Origin of the sequence: Undibacterium sp. 5I1 (assembly GCF_034314085.1) — a bacterium.
Lineage (GTDB): Bacteria > Pseudomonadota > Gammaproteobacteria > Burkholderiales > Burkholderiaceae_D > Undibacterium.
Window position 1 is genome coordinate 599,094 of the sequence record NZ_JAVIWI010000001.1, and the last position, 17,255, is coordinate 616,348.

General features: G+C 44.9%; 14 protein-coding genes and 1 tRNA gene. 9 read left to right on the forward strand and 6 right to left on the reverse strand.

The features are described 5' to 3' along the window. Positions 1–241: 241 nt before the first annotated feature. Positions 242–1,897, reverse strand: a complete 1,656-nt coding sequence (locus RGU72_RS02520; protein ID WP_322118231.1) for a GGDEF domain-containing protein — start codon at positions 1,895–1,897, stop codon at positions 242–244. A gap of 134 nt (positions 1,898–2,031) precedes the next feature. Next, entirely contained in the window at positions 2,032–2,679 is a 648-nt protein-coding gene (locus RGU72_RS02525) for a response regulator transcription factor (RefSeq protein WP_322118232.1), read from the reverse strand. Between the two features lie 121 nt (positions 2,680–2,800). Here RGU72_RS02525 and greB point away from each other — a divergent pair, with 121 nt between their 5' ends. Beyond that, entirely contained in the window at positions 2,801–3,349 is a 549-nt protein-coding gene (greB, locus tag RGU72_RS02530) for a transcription elongation factor GreB (RefSeq protein ID WP_322118233.1), read from the forward strand. Positions 3,350–3,512: 163 nt separating this feature from the next. Here the strand turns inward: greB and RGU72_RS02535 are convergent, their stop codons facing one another. From RGU72_RS02535 to RGU72_RS02550, 4 genes are all read right to left on the reverse strand, one after another. Next, a complete protein-coding gene (locus tag RGU72_RS02535; protein WP_322118234.1) occupies positions 3,513–5,837 on the reverse strand; it encodes a bifunctional (p)ppGpp synthetase/guanosine-3',5'-bis(diphosphate) 3'-pyrophosphohydrolase in 2,325 nt (774 codons plus the stop codon). Positions 5,838–5,888: 51 nt separating this feature from the next. Further along, complete coding sequence (gene rpoZ, locus RGU72_RS02540) at positions 5,889–6,092, reverse strand: DNA-directed RNA polymerase subunit omega (RefSeq protein ID WP_322118235.1); 204 nt, start codon at positions 6,090–6,092, stop codon at positions 5,889–5,891. A 14-nt stretch (positions 6,093–6,106) separates the two neighbouring features. Beyond that, entirely contained in the window at positions 6,107–6,748 is a 642-nt protein-coding gene (gene gmk, locus RGU72_RS02545) for a guanylate kinase (protein WP_322118236.1), read from the reverse strand. Between the two features lie 138 nt (positions 6,749–6,886). Beyond that, complete coding sequence (locus RGU72_RS02550) at positions 6,887–7,786, reverse strand: YicC/YloC family endoribonuclease (RefSeq protein ID WP_322121550.1); 900 nt, start codon at positions 7,784–7,786, stop codon at positions 6,887–6,889. A 421-nt stretch (positions 7,787–8,207) separates the two neighbouring features. On the opposite strand from RGU72_RS02550, the gene RGU72_RS02555 reads away from it, so the two are divergent. From RGU72_RS02555 to RGU72_RS02590, 8 genes are all read left to right on the forward strand, one after another. Beyond that, entirely contained in the window at positions 8,208–9,221 is a 1,014-nt protein-coding gene (locus tag RGU72_RS02555) for a serine/threonine-protein kinase (RefSeq protein WP_322118237.1), read from the forward strand. 113 nt (positions 9,222–9,334) lie between these two features. Continuing rightward, positions 9,335–10,270: a PP2C family serine/threonine-protein phosphatase gene (locus tag RGU72_RS02560; RefSeq protein ID WP_322118238.1), complete on the forward strand. Its 936-nt coding sequence runs from the start codon at positions 9,335–9,337 to the stop codon at positions 10,268–10,270. 75 nt (positions 10,271–10,345) lie between these two features. Continuing rightward, entirely contained in the window at positions 10,346–11,077 is a 732-nt protein-coding gene (gene rph / locus RGU72_RS02565; RefSeq protein ID WP_322118239.1) for a ribonuclease PH, read from the forward strand. Between the two features lie 213 nt (positions 11,078–11,290). After that, positions 11,291–11,878, forward strand: a complete 588-nt coding sequence (gene rdgB, locus RGU72_RS02570) for an RdgB/HAM1 family non-canonical purine NTP pyrophosphatase (RefSeq protein ID WP_322118240.1) — start codon at positions 11,291–11,293, stop codon at positions 11,876–11,878. Continuing rightward, entirely contained in the window at positions 11,875–13,134 is a 1,260-nt protein-coding gene (hemW, locus tag RGU72_RS02575) for a radical SAM family heme chaperone HemW (protein ID WP_322118241.1), read from the forward strand. Before rdgB ends, hemW begins: the two co-directional genes overlap by 4 nt. 288 nt (positions 13,135–13,422) lie before the next feature. Then, positions 13,423–14,625, forward strand: a complete 1,203-nt coding sequence (locus tag RGU72_RS02580; RefSeq protein WP_322118242.1) for an EAL and HDOD domain-containing protein — start codon at positions 13,423–13,425, stop codon at positions 14,623–14,625. Beyond that, the gene (locus RGU72_RS02585; RefSeq protein ID WP_322118243.1) at positions 14,626–16,674 is read left to right on the forward strand and encodes a putative bifunctional diguanylate cyclase/phosphodiesterase; all 2,049 of its coding nucleotides are present in this window, start codon (positions 14,626–14,628) and stop codon (positions 16,672–16,674) included. A gap of 83 nt (positions 16,675–16,757) precedes the next feature. Next, a tRNA-Ser gene (locus RGU72_RS02590) sits at positions 16,758–16,847 on the forward strand. Positions 16,848–17,255: the final 408 nt, after the last annotated feature.

A 17,255-nucleotide genomic window follows, 5' to 3' on the forward strand; every position in this document is an offset into this window, starting at 1 on the left:
TATATCGGTGATTAAAATATACTCCTGGTGAGTATTTTTAATACTGAATTGCAGGGTCGCTGATATGACGCTATTTGTTGATCCGGGTAGTGACCGTTACTAGCGTGTTTCGTTTGTTCTAAATGATGGTATTTACAATCAGAATCAGCTTTCTTGGGAAAGAATTCTGAAGCGTGCTTAACGCAATAGTCGAAAAATTACTCTAGAACTTAGTCGCACATCCATTGCAGAATCAAGTTATTTACGCCGCCTTCACGACCCTATTTTTCCCTGTTTTTTTTGCTTCATACATCGCTTTATCTGCTCGCTTTACAACCGCATCTTGTGGCTCTTTGGGCGCACGTAATGCAACACCTGCACTAAATGTGATGAACAATCGTTGTTCGTTGGCAGTAAAAAAATGAGTGGTCAATTCTCGCTGCACTCTGGTCATCGCCAAGGCAGCCTCATCGAGACTTGTTTCTGGCATGACGATTAAAAATTCTTCTCCACCATAACGGGCAATCACATCGATTGAGCGTAATGTTTGTTTGACGATGCGTACCAGATGCACCAAGGCGTCATCGCCGGCCGAGTGACCGTAGGTGTCATTTAATTTTTTGAAGTTGTCCAGATCAAGCATGGCGGCGCAGAGCGGGGCGCCGCGACGATCTGCACGATCTGCTTCCCGTTCAAATACATCGTCTAGACCTCGGCGATTTAAGCTGCCGGTTAATTGATCCTCTCGCACCAGCTCGCTCATGTGGGCAAGCTTGTCCTCTAATTCTTTGATACGGGTCTCTGCTTCTTTGACTTCTTTTTGCGCACCCAGCATCATTTCATGCGACCGCATTGTTTCTGACTGGACGGTACGCGTTTCGTTGAGAATGGCACCGATCAATTGATTGACTTCATTGGGGTTGCTAGTGCTACTCAACTGGTGGGAGTAGCCATCCATCTTGCTATGATAGGTCTCAGTACTCACAGCCATTACACTTAAGCGATCGATGAAAGTCGCCATCATATTTTTGACGGATGTTTTTGACTCGTCAATACTATGTTTGAGTACGCCTTGCTTATAAATCACATCTTTTAAGCTGCGCGTCGCTTCTTCCAGCGTACGATGGTCTATTGGCCCAGCGATCAAAGTTCTTACCACTTCGATTTGTCCACGCAACCAATTGTCTTCGTCTAGTAGTTCGTGCACGTTATCTAGTAACAGTCCAAAGAGACGAAGCAATAGTTCTTGCTGCTCTCCTGTATCACCGCCTTTTAATTCAATTTGAAAGCATAGTTGTTTCAGGCGAGTAGCTATTACATTGAGTGCAGGCTCATTATCGGCGTCGCGTACTGCAACACCAATTGACTCTGACTCTGCAGCCAGTTGTGGTGTTGATTTGAGTACGGAGGCTAGTGCCAGCGTGAGCGTGCGGTACAGCATGTCTTGTAAGATGCGTTGACGTCCATCTTCTAAGGGTAAGTCATCCACCAGAGAGATTTTGTTAGCTACTGGGGGTGCAATTGGGTCAACTAAGCTGATGGAACTAGCTGGTTTTACCATTGTTTTTTCTGCCAATTGGGACAGGCCTTTGCTGTAATCCTCCCAATCCCCAATTTTTATTGCGCGGCTAAAGCGATGTCCAAAGTTGGCCAGATCACCCTGAGATTGTTGCAGGCTTTGCGCAAAGCTGAGTAGCAGGGTTTCTGCTGCAGACGGTTCCTGCGTTTTCTCTTCTTGAGTTTGAGGGGCAGGGGGTGTTTCAAGTTCTACCGGATCTGTAACACCTGAAATTTCTTGGTATAGTTTTTTATAAGCGTCAGGTGTCGGTGCAATTCTTTGAATCGCCAAACGTTTAAAGGTCTCTTTAGCGATATCTGCTGGGTTTTTAAATTGCGAATTATTTTGATTATTTGACATGATGCTTCCGCGCTTAATGCTTCAGGTAAGAGAGAATGTCCTTGCGTAAAGATTTTATTCTAATTTTGAATCAAGTTTATTTTTAAGATGGAGTTTTGTACAATTCCTGTGTGAAAAGACTTTAATTCTTTAGCTTATTCGACCAGCTGATTCTTAATCGCGTAGTGAGTCAATTCAGCGTTATGGCGTAGTTTCATTTTAAGTAATATTCTTGCGCGATACTCGCTAATGGTTTTTACGGATAGTGATAGTTCCCGTGCGATATCGCTGACGTTTTTACCGGAGGCGATCATGGTCATGGTCTGGAATTCACGGTCGGATAAAGTCTTATGCAGCTCACCTTCGTACTCTTGATTTAAATTATTTGCCATTTCTTGCGCTAGTTCTGGACTAATATATTTAAGCCCCGACGCTAGTTGTCGTATCGCACGCAGAATTTCATCTGCGCTGGCTTGCTTATTTAAATAGCCGGAAGCACCGGATTTGTGGGAGCGCACCGCATATTGATCCTCTCGGTGGATGGAAAACATCAAAATGGATATTTGTGGAGATTCTTTTTTGATTTGTTTCAGGACTTCAATGCCATTTTTATCTGGTAGAGAAATATCTAACAACATAATGTCGTACTCAAGCTGTCGTGACAGTTTAATGGCATCAAATCCGTTTTCTGCCTCGCCAACGACGACGATATCTTCGGTGCTACCAATAATTTGCTTTAGACCTTCTCGTATAACTGCATGATCGTCGACGATGATAAGTTTAATTGCGGTGGTATCTGTCATGCATGGACCTTGTAGGGCTAGTTCTAAACGAAGAGAGTGTATCCACCCTATTCTATAAGGCTTAATGTTGCTGTGGTAGTTAGAGCAGAAGAATTTTACCTAAGTCCGTTACAATAGAAAGATGAATAAAGCATTTGTAAAAGAAACTGAGCAGGACGACGATCAGGAATTTGGCATGCCTGAAATACCTGCTGGCGTAAAAAATTATATGACGCCAGACGGACATCAAAAAATGAAGGCAGAGTTTTTGCATCTCATGGATGTAGAACGACCTGAGGTAGTGAATATTGTCCATTGGGCTGCATCGAATGGCGACCGGTCTGAAAACGGGGACTATATTTATGGTAAGCGTCGGTTACGTGAAATTGATAGACGCATACGGTTTTTAACCAAGCGTTTGGATTTGGCAGAGGTCGTTGATCCCAGAGTGCATCATGGCTTGGATCAAGTATTTTTTGGTGCCACCGTCACCTACGAAAATCAACATGGCGAGGAGCTTACAATTACTATCGTTGGCGTTGATGAGTTTGATCCGCTGGCGGGGAGAATTAGTTGGGTATCGCCAGTTGCACGGGCATTAACCAAGTTCAAAACAGGTGATACCGTTACATTGCGGACACCTGCTGGTGTGGACGAGTTAACGATTACCGACGTGCAGTATCCGGAGTAATTGAATCCGGAGAATTTCTGTAAGTTCTGCTAAATTTTTATAAGATCGTTGCTTGGTAGTTGGTATCAAGCTCAGAACGAGCGGTAGGAAGTGTCGAGAGCTTGCGCAATATGGTCGCTTTAACTTAGTCACACAATTGTTAGTCGCGCAATTGGCTATGTACTTAACCGCGCTCTCGCCATATTTTGGTAACGCCCGCCAGATGCTTGATATTGCGCATCATGCGAGCCAGGTGGATGCGATCTTCTATTTGTATCGTGAAATGGATATTGGTCATATCGTTGGCTTGACCATCTTCTATGCTGACATGGCTAATGTTGGCATCGCATTCACCAATTTCAGCTGCAATTTTTGCCAGCGCACCGCGTTCGTTATTCACCATGACGACAATGCGGCTGTCAAAGCGACGGTTTAATTCATCTCCCCAACTGACATCAATCCAACGATCTGGTTCTTTGACTTGCATGCGTTTGGCATTTTCACAGTCGTCTGTGTGAACAACCAATCCTTGGTCGCGCTTGAGCTGTCCGATAATGCCGTCACCCGGAATCGGCATACAACATGGCGCCAGTTGTACTGAAATACCTTCACTGCCATAAATGATGACAGGATCGCGTTTGCCGGATTTTTCTCCAGCCAGTTCTTGAAATGGAATCGATGACGAATCGTCTTCAACCAAATCTAATATATGACGCGCTACCAGCGCTGCCATACGTTTGCCTATGCCAATATCGGTATATATTTCATCCAGAGTTTTGGCCGTGGATTCATTGAGTAATTTTTCAATTAAGCTGGAAGGTAACACTGGATTGAGGTGAACATCCAGTAGTGCTTGCGACAGCAATTGTTTACCTAGTTCAGTGGACTCATTGAGGTTGATGGTACGCAGATAATGACGTATTGCGGATCGTGCTTTACCTGTCCGCACATATGTTAGCCAGTTCGGTGTGGGGCGCGAATTTGGCGAAGTAATAATTTCAACGATATCGCCGTTTTTTAACTCAGATCGTAACGGCACTGGTTCATGATTTATGCGTGTGGCGATTGCCTGATCACCAATATCTGTATGGATGTTATACGCAAAATCCAGTGCTGTCGCACCTCGCGGCAGCGCAATAATTTTTGATTTTGGTGTGAAGACGTAGACCGAATCAGGAAACAAGTCGATCTTCACATGTTCTAAAAATTCTGCTGAATCACCGGTTTGTTTTTGAATATCCAGCAACGATTGCAGCCATGCATGTGTACGCTGTTGCAGATCTGTCAGACTGCCTTCTTCATTTTTATACAGCCAATGCGCAGCCACTCCAGATTCTGCAACGTGGTGCATATCTTGAGTACGGATTTGGAATTCCACCGGCGTACCGTATGGGCCGATCAAGGTTGTATGCAGGGACTGATAGCCATTCGTTTTGGGAATGGCGATGTAGTCTTTAAACTTACCCGGCATCGGCTTGTACAGCGCGTGCAAAGTCCCCAGCGCAAAATAGCTATTAGGGAAATTATCGACAACGATACGAAAACCATATACATCAAGCACTTGAGAAAAACTCAGGTGCTTGTCGTGCATTTTGCGATAAATGCCATACAGCGTTTTTTCGCGGCCATATACCTGCGCATTTAATCCAGCGTCTTTAAGCGCTGTTTTGACTGCTTCCATAATCTTGTTGACGACTTCGCGTCGGTTACCGCGTGCTGCTTTTACTGCTTTTGATAAAGTGCGGTAGCGCATCGGGTAGAGATGCGCAAACGCTAAATCTTGTAGTTCACGATAAATATTATTCAAACCCAAACGATGTGCGATTGGCACATATACTTCCATCGTTTCGCCTGAAATTCTGCGCTGCTTTTCTGGCCGCATCGCACCTAGCGTGCGCATATTGTGCAAGCGATCGGCAAGCTTAACCAAGATCACGCGTACGTCGCGCGCCATCGCCAACAACATTTTGCGGAAGTTTTCTGCCTGCGCTTCTATCTGACTCTGGAATTCAATTTTTTCCAGTTTGGATAAGCCATCGACCAAGGAGGCCACCGGGGCACCGAAGCGCTCTATCAGTTCTTCTTTTTTTACATCCTGATCTTCCATCACATCATGTAGCAGCGCAGCCATGATGGCCTGTACATCCAACTTCCATTCGGCGCAAATCTCCGCTACCGCAATGGGATGCGAGATATAGGGTTCACCAGATTTTCTGATTTGCCCAAGATGCATCTCATCGGAAAAGCGATACGCTTCTTTGACCAATTTAAGATCAGCAGGCGATAGATATTCTGCAAGACGATTGGTTAAGTCAGTGATCGATGCGACGCCAGCAACAGGTGCGCGTGGTGCAGGTGTTTCTGCTATGGAGGATGAGGCAGGAGCGATATTTTTTTTGGAAGAACTTGCAGAGGGTGTTGCAGATGAACTTGTGGATACAACCCGTCGTGAGATTACTTTCTCAGCAGCGGAGGCGGGGAGCGAAGAATTAGTTTCAGTAAGATTCATTCTGTCAGGTTCCCGGCTCCAAGCCGCTTCATGGTGTCGTTCTGAACAGAATTAACCAGGTACTTTTTTCAACATTTCGATACCGATTTTGCCTTCAGCGATTTCACGCAAAGCGATTACGGTTGGTTTGTCTTTTGAGTCTACTTTTGGAGTATGACCTTGCAACAGTTGGCGCGCGCGATAAGTCGCACAGAGCGTCAGTTGAAAACGGTTAGGGATATTTTTCAGTGAGTCTTCAATTGTAATACGTGCCATCTTTTTTCCTTCTATTATGAATTGGCATGAATGCCCAATTGGGCAAACAGCGCTGCATTGCGGGTTGCTTGCTGTGCAAAGCGACAGCGAGTCGCTTTAACAACGGCATTTAATTCTGCTAATGCCGTTGCAAACTCTTGATTAATAATAACATATTCGAACTCAGGCGCGTGCGCCATTTCGCCGCCGGCAGCTAGAATACGTCTGGTAATGATATGCGGTTCGTCCTGTCCCCGTTTTTTTAGCCGCTCTTCCAGTGCAGGAATCGATGGCGGGAGGATAAAAATCCGTACCGCGTCAGGGAATTGCCGTTTAACTTGTTGTGTTCCTTGCCAGTCAATTTCTAGCAAAATATCGGTGCCAGCTTGCATTTGACGCTCGATCATAATCCGGGAGGTGCCATAGTAATTTCCATGCACTTCGGCTGACTCTAGAAATTCTCCTTGTGCTTTTCGCTTTAGAAAGTCTTCTGCTGAGGTGAAATGGTATTCCCGTCCGTCTTGTTCACCCGGGCGTGGTGGGCGAGTCGTGTAGGAAATCGAGAGCTTAATTGCTGGCTCTTGTGCCAGCAAGGCATTTACCAAGGTTGATTTACCAGCACCCGATGGTGCTGCAACCATAAACAGGCTACCTGATGTTGTGGTGGATGTTTGCATAATGGCTCACTGAATTTACTTAATAAAATGATTAAAATAGTGGGGGTATATGGTAAAAGCGACCTTAATCCCCAGTAATCATATGGACATAAAAATATACAGGTGGCAGTATATGTAAATAGTAAAATTCATTAAAAGTCACTCAAGGTTCTGAACTTGCTCACGCATTTGCTCTATCAGTAATTTTAATTCCATTGAGGCATCGGCCAGTTCTTTGAGGGCGGCTTTTGATCCCAGCGTATTTGCCTCTCGGTTTAACTCTTGCATCATAAAGTCCAGACGTTTGCCGACTTGTCCGCCTTTTTTTAAAATATGTCTGGTTTCTGTCAGGTGAGCAGATAAGCGAGCCAGTTCTTCTGCGACATCAATGCGGATGCCATAAAGCGTTACTTCTTGGCGAACACGATCCAGTGCTTCTTCCCGGGTGATGCTTTGGTTGCTGGCGTTACCCACGTGCTGGCCCAAACCTAGCGCTTCTTCCATGCGACTTGTGGCTTTTTGTTGGAATTGCTGAACAACTTGCGGTACCAGCGGGGTGATTCGCAGCACAATTGCCTCCATCGCCTCAATCCTGTCGGTAAGCACCAGTGCTAGTGCCGTACCTTCACGCTCACGGCTAGTAATAAAGGCATCCAGCGTGGAGCTGATCCCGCTAGTAATCACGGATTGCAAAGCCTCCGCATTAATTTCTGCTTCTTCAATCACGCCGGGCCAGCGCAGTAACTCATTGCTGGTCAGCGGTGCCGCATTGGGAAATTGTTGAAGGATGCTGGCCTGGAACTGAGCTATTTGCGATAAAACCTCTGCATTCAAGGCTTTGGCATTACCGCTACTGGTTTTTTTGCCAAAACTGAAGCGGCATTCCACTTTTCCTCTGCTTAATTTGCGGGAAATCGCTTCGCGGAAGAGTGGTTCTACCGAGCGGAAATCATCGTTAATCCGAAATTGTAAATCTAAAAAACGCGAGTTGACGCTCTTGATTTCGATAGTAATCGTGCCGGCATCGGTTTCTTGGGTGCTGGCGGCGTAGCCTGTCATGCTATAAATACTCACGTTATTTCCTTGGTATGCTGTATGTTTCTGGACGGACATCTAATTTTATTATAAAGCTTACGCAGAACCTGGATGGCGCCGTTTGCTTGCCTTGTTCGAGATTCGGGCTATTTTTGCTACTGTATGTTGCGGACACAATTTTGTGTAGATGTTAATGATTTGGATTTTGCGGTTTTTTTGATATTGATGAACAGAGTTAGAGCGCAGCCAGCAAAGTAGAGGGATGGCTAGTCAGAGGTGATCTGTCCGATGTTGACTTGAGCGTTATTTACACACACTAACTAGAATAGTTACGAGGCTAACCAAGCATCGCTAATGTGGCAACCACTGTATTTGCTTTATCTATATCCTTTACAAAATCACCAAACATCAACACAATCCTTTATATAAATGGATATAGGACGATATGGCCGCACAAAATAACGCACCCTTGCCGGACGGTCTTGAGATTGCTGGATACCGCATTGTAAAGAAAATTGCCTCTGGCGGGTTTAGTATTGTTTATCTGGCGTCTGATGAAGACGGTAATGCCGTCGCTATCAAGGAATATTTACCCAGCTCTTTAGCTTTGCGACAGCAAGGTGAATTGGTGCCCTCCATTTCGTCAGAAAATCTGCCGATTTATCGTATTGGTCTTAAATGTTTTTTTGAGGAAGGTCGGGCACTGGCGCGCATCGCACATCCTAATGTCGTTAGCGTGATCAATTTTTTCCGTGCGAATGAGACAGTCTATATGGTGATGGCCTACGAATCGGGCCGGTCGCTACAAGAACATATCTTGCGTCGCCGCGACAAAGGCGAGAAACCGTTGGTATCTGAGCGCTTTATTCGTCGCATGTTTAACCATGTGATGAATGGACTGCGTGAGGTGCATACCAATAAATTACTACATTTGGATTTGAAGCCAGCCAATATCTATTTACGTCTTGATGGAACGCCAATTTTGTTGGATTTTGGTGCGGCGCGCCAAACCTTAAAAACAGATTTACCAAAGCTATATCCAATGTACACCCCAGGTTTTGCTGCTCCAGAGTTATATTCTAAAAATGGTAATCTTGGTCCGTGGACGGATATTTATAGCATAGGCGCATCCATTTTTGCATGTATGGTTGGTGCGCCACCACAACCTTCAGATCAGCGTAAAAGTGGCGATAAGATGGAAAACCACTACCGCAAGCTGGACGGTTTGTATTCTCCAGAATTGATCGAAGTAGTGCGCTGGTGTTTGAAAATGGATCCGCTGGAACGTCCACAAAGCGTGTTCGCTTTGCAAAAAGCTTTGCAACTGCAAAAGCAGCCGCAAAAAGAACTAAGCGTATTTGAAAAAACGAAGGTCAAACTTACAGCCTTGTTTGCTGCGGGGAAAAAAAGAAAGACTCTCAATGACGACACCACAATACAGGACAATACCCTGGGGTAGGTATAGTCGTTTTTCGCAATAATATTGATATGTTTTTAATCGGTTTGAGCAGCAGATATTTTTTGTTTGCTGTAATTTTCAACCTAAACAATAGTAATTACACTAGATACCTCATGCGTTTCTCTGTCTATCAAGAAAGTCATATCGGTGGCCGTAAGGTCAATCAGGATCGTATGGGTTATAGCTTTACCCGTGATGTCATCCTGTTGCTGCTGGCCGACGGTATGGGCGGTCACATTATGGGAGAAATGGCAGCGACGATTGCGATGCAAACAATCGGTAATTTATTCCAGCAAAATGCCCACCCAATGATAGGACGGCCGGAGCGGTTTTTGGAAGACAGTTTTTTCGCTGCGCACCAAGAAATACATCGCTATCGAGAGATGCACAATCTGCCCGAAACACCACGCACAACAATCGTTGCCTGCCTGATTCAAAATGGCTATGCTTACTGGGCGCATTGCGGCGATTCGCGCTTGTACTGGATGCGCCAAGGGCAAATCCTATTGCGTACCAAGGATCATTCACGGCTCGAGACATTGATCGCACAAGGCAAGGTTGATCCGTCAGAGCGCCATACTCATCCTGATCGTAATAAGCTATTTAACTGCTTAGGTGCGCCAAATGCGCCGATTGTGGAGCTATCGCGCAGAGCGACATTGCAAGCTGGTGACCTGCTGTTTTTGTGTTCAGATGGTTTATGGTCGGTACTGCCAGATCATATGCTCGCGCAACGTTTGAACGACCACACGATCGTGCGGGCTGTACCGGAATTGATTCGGTCTGCCGTCGATATCGCTGGCAAACAAAGCGATAATGTGACCGCATTGGTGATGATGTGGGAAGGCGATGATAAGCTTGAAGATTCCTCGATTATCTCCACTAATACTTTGCCTATAGGCTCAGTCACAACGACGATACAAGCACCACCACCTGGCGAGGCAGACAATGCCGAGGCCGACGCGTTTAATGAGGTGGAAATAGAAAAGGCGATTGCAGAAATCCGCAACGCAATTCATAAATCGTCTCGCGTGACAACCAAGCCCTGATGGAATTTGTCGCTAACTTGGCCTTAATCCTAGTTATATATTTTCTTAAATTTCACTCAATTTTTATTTACTACTATGCCTCAATCAAATCGTCCTAGCGGACGCTCGGCCAATGCCCTGCGTCCTGTCGTCATTAATCGTCACTTCACCAAACATGCCGAAGGTTCGGTATTGATTGAGTTTGGAGATACGCGTGTTATTTGTACCGCTAGTATTGAAGATAAAGTGCCTGGTTTTTTAAAAGGTAAAGGGCAGGGCTGGATGACTGCTGAATATGGCATGCTGCCGCGTTCAACACATACTCGCATGGATCGTGAAGCCGCCAAAGGCAAGCAATCCGGACGCACGCAAGAGATACAGCGCCTGATTGGTCGTTCCTTACGCGCAGCGTTCGATCTGGAGGCCTTTGGTGAGCGCACCTTGCATATCGATTGCGATGTAATTCAAGCCGATGGCGGTACACGTACGGCCGCGATCACCGGCGCCATGGTGGCGGCTTATGATGCTTTTTCAAAACTGGTGGAGCGCGGTGCGATTGCCGCCGTGCCGGTCAAACATTTTGTGGCAGCGATTTCTGTCGGTGTGTATCAAGGGATGCCCGTGTTAGACCTGGACTACCCCGAGGACTCTTCTTGCGACACCGATATGAATGTCGTCATGACAGACCAAGGTCAGTTTGTTGAAGTGCAAGGCACGGCTGAAGGTGTGGCATTTGATCGCGCTACCATGGATTGTTTGCTCGATTTAGCGCATGAAGGTATTACGGATTTAATCGCATTGCAGAAACAGGTATTAGGCTTGTTATAGTCAGCGGAGTCTCGATTTTATTGATGTAAATATAGAGGGAGATTTAATATACTCCCCCTTATTTTTATAGAATATGCCTTATTGTCCAGTAATTATCTGGACGATTAAGATATACTCATGATGAGTATATTTTTTAGAATTGCTCGCACCTCCGATTTAAATGTTATCAGACCCTCCTCTGAAGATGTTTTATCTTAGTAAAAAAATCGTAAAATGAATGCCAAAAAAATTGTCTTAGCCTCGAATAATCAAGGCAAACTCAAAGAGTTTTTCCACATATTGTCGCCACTAGGCATCACACTGCGCGCGCAATCTGAATTTGATGTGCCCGAGGCTGAAGAACCGTATTTCACCTTTATTGAAAACGCCCTCACCAAAGCTAGGCACGCTGCCAAATTGACGGGTTTGCCCGCTTTAGCCGACGACTCAGGGATTTGTGTAAATGCGCTACAAGGTGCGCCCGGTGTGTTTTCTGCCCGGTTTGCAGGTGAACCTAAATCCGATCAGCGCAATAACGCGCACTTGATCAGCCAGCTTGCCACCTCAAACGACAAGTCGGCTTATTACTATTGCGTGCTGGTTTACGTGCGTTCAGAACATGATCCGCAGCCGGTCATTGCAGATGGGCTTTGGCATGGCGAGATCGTGGCAGAGCCAAAAGGTAATAATGGTTTCGGCTATGATCCGCATTTTTGGATAGCGGATTTAGGTAAAACAGTGGCAGAACTCAGTCCCGAACAAAAGAGCCAATGGTCGCATCGCGGGCAAGCTTTGCGTGTGCTGCTAGAGAAGTTACGATGATCCCGATTAAGCCTATTCAACTACTGACGCCTAAGAAAAAAACCATCGATCTTTCTTCCGTGCCGCAAGATGTCGTTAGTCATTTTTTGGGAGCAGGACAGTTTAATTTTACTAGTCTGCCCCCACTATCGCTATATATCCATTTTCCTTGGTGTGTCAAGAAGTGTCCTTACTGCGACTTCAATTCGCACGAGGTAAAAAGTAGTTTTGATGAAGCCCTTTATCTGGACGCCGTACGTGCTGATTTAGAGGCGGCCTTGCCTCTGATTTGGGGGCGTAAGATTTACACCATTTTTATTGGTGGCGGCACGCCTAGTCTGATGTCGGCAGCAGGTTTGGATCGCCTGATGTCGGATGTCAGAACGCTGTTGCCAATTGACGGCGCGGCTGAAATTACAATGGAAGCCAATCCGGGGACGTTTGAGGCTGAAAAGTTTCGCTCTTATCGCCAAAGCGGTATCAACCGTTTATCGATTGGTATTCAGAGTTTTAATTCACGGCATCTGCAATCGCTGGGGCGCATTCATGATGGCGATGAGGCTAGGCGCGCTATCGATATCGCACAACGATATTTTGATAATTTTAATCTTGATCTGATGTTTGCACTGCCAGGGCAAACCTTGGAGCAGGCAAAGTCCGATGTCGAAACCGCGATTGCCTGCGCACCGCCACATTTATCGCTCTACCATCTGACGCTGGAGCCGAATACCTACTTCGCTAAATTCCCGCCAGTGATACCCGACGATGATCTGAGCGCAGAAATGCAGGATTTGATCCAGGCCAAAATGACGCAAGCTGGTTATGGTAATTACGAAGTCTCTGCCTATGCTAAGCCAGGTAAAGAATCACGTCATAATTTGAATTACTGGAACTTTGGCGACTATCTGGGTATCGGTGCTGGCGCCCATTCCAAACTTTCTTTCCCTCATAAAGTGGTGCGACAAGTCCGTTATAAGCAACCAAAAACCTATATGGAAGAGAGTCTGCGCGGAGCAGCTGTGCAAGAAAGCGTTGAGATACAGCGCCATGAAATGGGCTTTGAATTTATGCTCAACGCTTTACGACTAAATCAAGGTTTTGCCGTCAATCTATTCAATGAACGTACAGGTCTTTTACTTAATGATCTTGAAAAGGAGTTATCGATAGCAGAGCAAAAAGGATTGATTACCCGGGATCATCAGTACGTCCGTCCAACCGAGTTGGGGCGACGGTTTTTAAATGATTTACAGACCTTGTTTTTAAAAGACCAAGAGTGATCGCGACAGCTGATTGTTCTTTATTCGCATGCTTTAGGGTTATTACAAGCTCACTGTTGTGAAAACAGTCTTATTCATGGCTTACTTAGAACAACACTAGAGTAATACTTAAAGTAAAACGTTAAATAATATTGCAATTGATTAATTTTCAACTTAGTATTTAAAGCTGCTTACGACTTATGTAAAAATGTTTTTTTGCAAAGAGCTAAAACCTCATTGCATCAGTTTTCGTAAGATCAGGCAGCAGAAAGCAAATAGAAAATCCAACTAAGATCAAAAATTGTTTATATGACCAATGCGACTGGCCTGACGTTACCAATTTCTCCACTGACTCCGATCGTTAACAACAAGCAGCAACTGGTTGCTTTGAGCGTTCATTTTGATACCGCTGTCCTTGCAAATTCTTTGCAGTTATTACATTACTTTAAAAGTAGTGATTTTTTTGATCAGTTATCCTCGCTGTCGCTCCTTCTGCCTATCGATGACGTCATTGCATTACCAGCAGATATTGATACTCGTATTGCCGCCTCAAAAATTATTTTGTGCATTCCAGAGGCAAGTTGTAATAGTCCTGATGCGCAAACCAAACTGAACTATTTAGTGTCTAAAGGTGTGCAAATTGTCGTTGACGATTTTGCTTCTCAGACTACGTTAGTCTGGGATGGATCTAGTACTGTTTGTGTCGATTGCACCGCTGGCATGCCCATATCAATAAAGCCTTGGCTAGCGAGTTTAAGCAAGGGTCTGCATATCGCTAAAAATGTGAATACAGCAGCACAATTGCAAGCAGCATCCGATATGGGATTTAGCTCGTTTTGCGGCGACTATGCCTTTCATCCTGCGCCGAATAATAAATCAGGCGACGCAACTGCCAGAACCCGTTTATTGAAATTGCTCGGATTAGTATCTCGCGATGCAGAGTCACGCGAACTGGAGGAGCTATTTAAGCAAGACACCACCTTGTCGTTTATGTTGTTTAAGATGGTTAGTTCTGCCGCATTTGCGCAGACAGTCAAAGTATCGAGCTTTGGGCAGGCCATTAATTTGCTCGGGCGGCGGCAATTACAACGATGGTTGCAGTTACTGTTGTATGCCCGTCCTCATGATAATGGGGGCGCACTTAATCCTCTGATGTTGCGCGCTGCATTTCGCGCCAGTTTGATGGAAGTGATTTGCCAAAAAAATGGCGGCAACAGAGATCAGCAAGATAGTGCTTTCATGGTCGGTATGTTCTCTTTACTGGATACCTTATTTGGAAGCCCCCTAGCTGAAATTTTATTGCCATTGAATTTGATCGATGATGTGTTGGCCGCCCTGTTAAATCACGAGGGTGTTATGGGCGCGCAACTGCAACTCGTTACTCAGGCAGACCGCATCACCGCCAATCTTGATGTTGCAACATTACAAAAAATTGGTCTTGATGCAGAGATGTATTACGACAGCCTGACCAAGGCTTATGTTTGGGTTAATCAGGTTTGTCAGGACATGTAGATGAAGTCACGCGCGAACACGGGTAATCTAAACATTGATCTGGATAATGATCTGAGTCTGGGCGCGGCCTTGGGTGAGGCCGTGTTGTGCCTGGACGGCCATTCTTTAGAGACCGAGTTGACGCGGATTGTTCAGGCCATTTTCAATACGTCAGATGCTGCTTACGTTCAGCAAGTGAGGTCCGCGGCGGATGTGAGCAATGTTCAACAGTTGCAGTGCGCTGTATCAGCAGAAGCGTTTTATGTTCTGAGCGGCAAAAACGGAATTTATAATGAAAGTGATGTCGCAAAGCTCAATAAACTAGCCGAATTGACGGCGCATTTATTTGCCTCTAAAGCACAACTGGACCAACGTTATAAAGCCTCAGCAGAAACCCAATTACAGCAATCGCAAATTCTCGATCAAATTCATGAGTCCGTCATCACCATGGATTTGGCAGGATTTATTATCAGTTGGAACCGTGGCGCAGAAGTGCTGTTTGGTTACAGTGCAAACGAAGTCATCGGCAGGAATATTTTATTTTTATATGAAGATGAAGAGTTAGACGGCCTGCGCTTGTTTGATTCTTTTTTGGAGCAAGGCGGCCGTCAGATGGAAGTTCGCCGTCGCAAAAAATCAGGCGAAGTCTTTTGGGCCAGTCTAAGCTTATCTCCATTGTGTGATGCCAACACTCAACCTGTGGGAATTATCGGTTATTTAAGCGATATCACTGAACGTAAGCACGCAGAAGAGAAAATTAATCATCTGGCTTATTACGATCTCCTGACCGATTTACCTAATCGCACTTTGTTTAAAAAATTAGTTGATAAGGCATTGCTACAGTCTCAGCGTAATAACTCTATCGGTGCTTTATTGTTTATTGATCTGAATCGCTTTAAGCCAATTAATGACACTCTAGGACATGCGATCGGTGATTTATTACTTAAACAAGTAGCAGAACGATTTCGCGTAGCCTTGCGCGAAAATGACGTGATCGCTCGTTTGGGCAGCGATGAATTTGCAATTGCGTTGTTAGAAATCCCACAGCATTTTCATGCAGGTTTGGTCGCGCAAAAATTATTATCAACTTTAGATCATGCCTTCCTTATTGATGGTCAGGAGTTGCGTATCGGAGCAAGCATCGGGATCAGTACGTATCCGCAAGATGGTATGGAGGCAGACAAGCTTTTACAGAGATCAGACATTGCCATGTTTAAGGCTAAGCGCAACGCCGAACGCGCTAGCGGTAGTTACGCGTTCTACGATAATGAAATGAATCGTACTATTGCTGGTCGTTTATATCTGGAATCAGGTATGCGCCGGGCATTGCAGCATGATGAATTTTCTTTACTCTATCAACCAAAAATCGATATTGCGACTGGGCGAGTGATTGGTGTCGAAGCATTAATTCGTTGGAATCATCCTAAAAGGGGATTGATTTCTCCAGCAGAGTTTATTCCAATTGCGGAAGAAACAGGACTGATCTTACAGATTGATGCGTGGGTGCTAGAAACAGCCTGTGAGCAAGCCAGAAAATGGCAGGATTTACATATTTCTCCTTTGCGTATCGCTGTCAATGTCTCCGCAAAAGAATTTACATCTACCCTGCCAAGTCGAGTGCGCCAAGCCCTATCGTTTTATCAAATTGCACCATCTTGGCTAGAGTTAGAAATCACTGAAAGTATGCTGATGCAGAGCGCCGAAAGCGTTATCACCATCATGGACGAGATCACCGCTTTAGGTGTGACTTTATCTCTAGATGATTTCGGTACAGGTTACTCTAGCTTGTCTTACCTAAAGCGGTTTCCTATCGATACGTTGAAGATTGACCGATCATTTATCCAAGGAATACCAACAGACAATGATGATTGCGCAATTGCCGATGCCATTATCAGCATGGCAAAAAAGCTTAGACATAAAGTGATCGCAGAAGGGGTCGAGAACTGGGAGCAGTTCTCTTTTCTAAAAAATGCGGGCTGTGACGAAATTCAAGGATATCTGTTTTCTCGCCCAGTCAGCCCCGATCAATTAACCCAAATGCTTTCAAGTGATTTTCGGTTTGTTGTGTAATTTACATAGTGGCCAAGATTAACAATAACCCTTACGAAGAAAAATGTCTCAAAGCCATAAAATGCAGCTATAATATTGGGCTTGGAAGGTTGGCAGAGCGGTTGAATGCACCAGTCTTGAAAACTGGCGAGGATGAGAGTCCTCCGTGAGTTCGAATCTCACACCTTCCGCCAGTTTTATGAAAAAGCCCTTGATATTTAAGGGCTTTTTTGCTTTTTGACTTTGTTAGTATCCGAACTTTTTCCTGGCATATCTTGGACTGCATTCAACTGAATACAATTCAAAAATAAGCAACTGAGTTTTATAATTTCAAATTAATAATAAAAATGCGTTATCAGGTGCTTTTTTTATGACTGGAGCACAAGAATCATTGAAACACTGATAAAATCTGCAGTCGTTTAACAGTAATAACAGAATCTAAAATACTTTTTCTGTTACTTTTTATTAATGCTGTTACTAAGTCCTTGATTATGATGGCGGTCGTTGAGACGGATTCAGTTTTTAGCTAGTTCCGTGCAATCCACCAAAATTTAAAAGGTGAACATCAGTTCACCTTTTTTCATATTCGGTAACAGTTTGTC

What these genes read in the sequence shown, in the direction of transcription:
- rph (WP_322118239.1), top strand. Translation starts at nt 10,346, where the DNA reads ATGCCTCAATCAAATCGTCCTAGCGGACGCTCGGCCAATGCCCTGCGT.
- greB (WP_322118233.1), top strand. Translation starts at nt 2,801, where the DNA reads ATGAATAAAGCATTTGTAAAAGAAACTGAGCAGGACGACGATCAGGAA.
- rdgB (WP_322118240.1), top strand. Translation starts at nt 11,291, where the DNA reads ATGAATGCCAAAAAAATTGTCTTAGCCTCGAATAATCAAGGCAAACTC.
- rpoZ (WP_322118235.1), bottom strand. Translation starts at nt 6,092, where the DNA reads ATGGCACGTATTACAATTGAAGACTCACTGAAAAATATCCCTAACCGT.
- RGU72_RS02560 (WP_322118238.1), top strand. Translation starts at nt 9,335, where the DNA reads ATGCGTTTCTCTGTCTATCAAGAAAGTCATATCGGTGGCCGTAAGGTC.
- RGU72_RS02535 (WP_322118234.1), bottom strand. Translation starts at nt 5,837, where the DNA reads ATGAATCTTACTGAAACTAATTCTTCGCTCCCCGCCTCCGCTGCTGAG.
- hemW (WP_322118241.1), top strand. Translation starts at nt 11,875, where the DNA reads ATGATCCCGATTAAGCCTATTCAACTACTGACGCCTAAGAAAAAAACC.
- RGU72_RS02520 (WP_322118231.1), bottom strand. Translation starts at nt 1,897, where the DNA reads ATGTCAAATAATCAAAATAATTCGCAATTTAAAAACCCAGCAGATATC.
- RGU72_RS02555 (WP_322118237.1), top strand. Translation starts at nt 8,208, where the DNA reads ATGGCCGCACAAAATAACGCACCCTTGCCGGACGGTCTTGAGATTGCT.
- RGU72_RS02585 (WP_322118243.1), top strand. Translation starts at nt 14,626, where the DNA reads ATGAAGTCACGCGCGAACACGGGTAATCTAAACATTGATCTGGATAAT.
- RGU72_RS02525 (WP_322118232.1), bottom strand. Translation starts at nt 2,679, where the DNA reads ATGACAGATACCACCGCAATTAAACTTATCATCGTCGACGATCATGCA.
- gmk (WP_322118236.1), bottom strand. Translation starts at nt 6,748, where the DNA reads ATGCAAACATCCACCACAACATCAGGTAGCCTGTTTATGGTTGCAGCA.
- RGU72_RS02550 (WP_322121550.1), bottom strand. Translation starts at nt 7,786, where the DNA reads ATGACAGGCTACGCCGCCAGCACCCAAGAAACCGATGCCGGCACGATT.
- RGU72_RS02580 (WP_322118242.1), top strand. Translation starts at nt 13,423, where the DNA reads ATGACCAATGCGACTGGCCTGACGTTACCAATTTCTCCACTGACTCCG.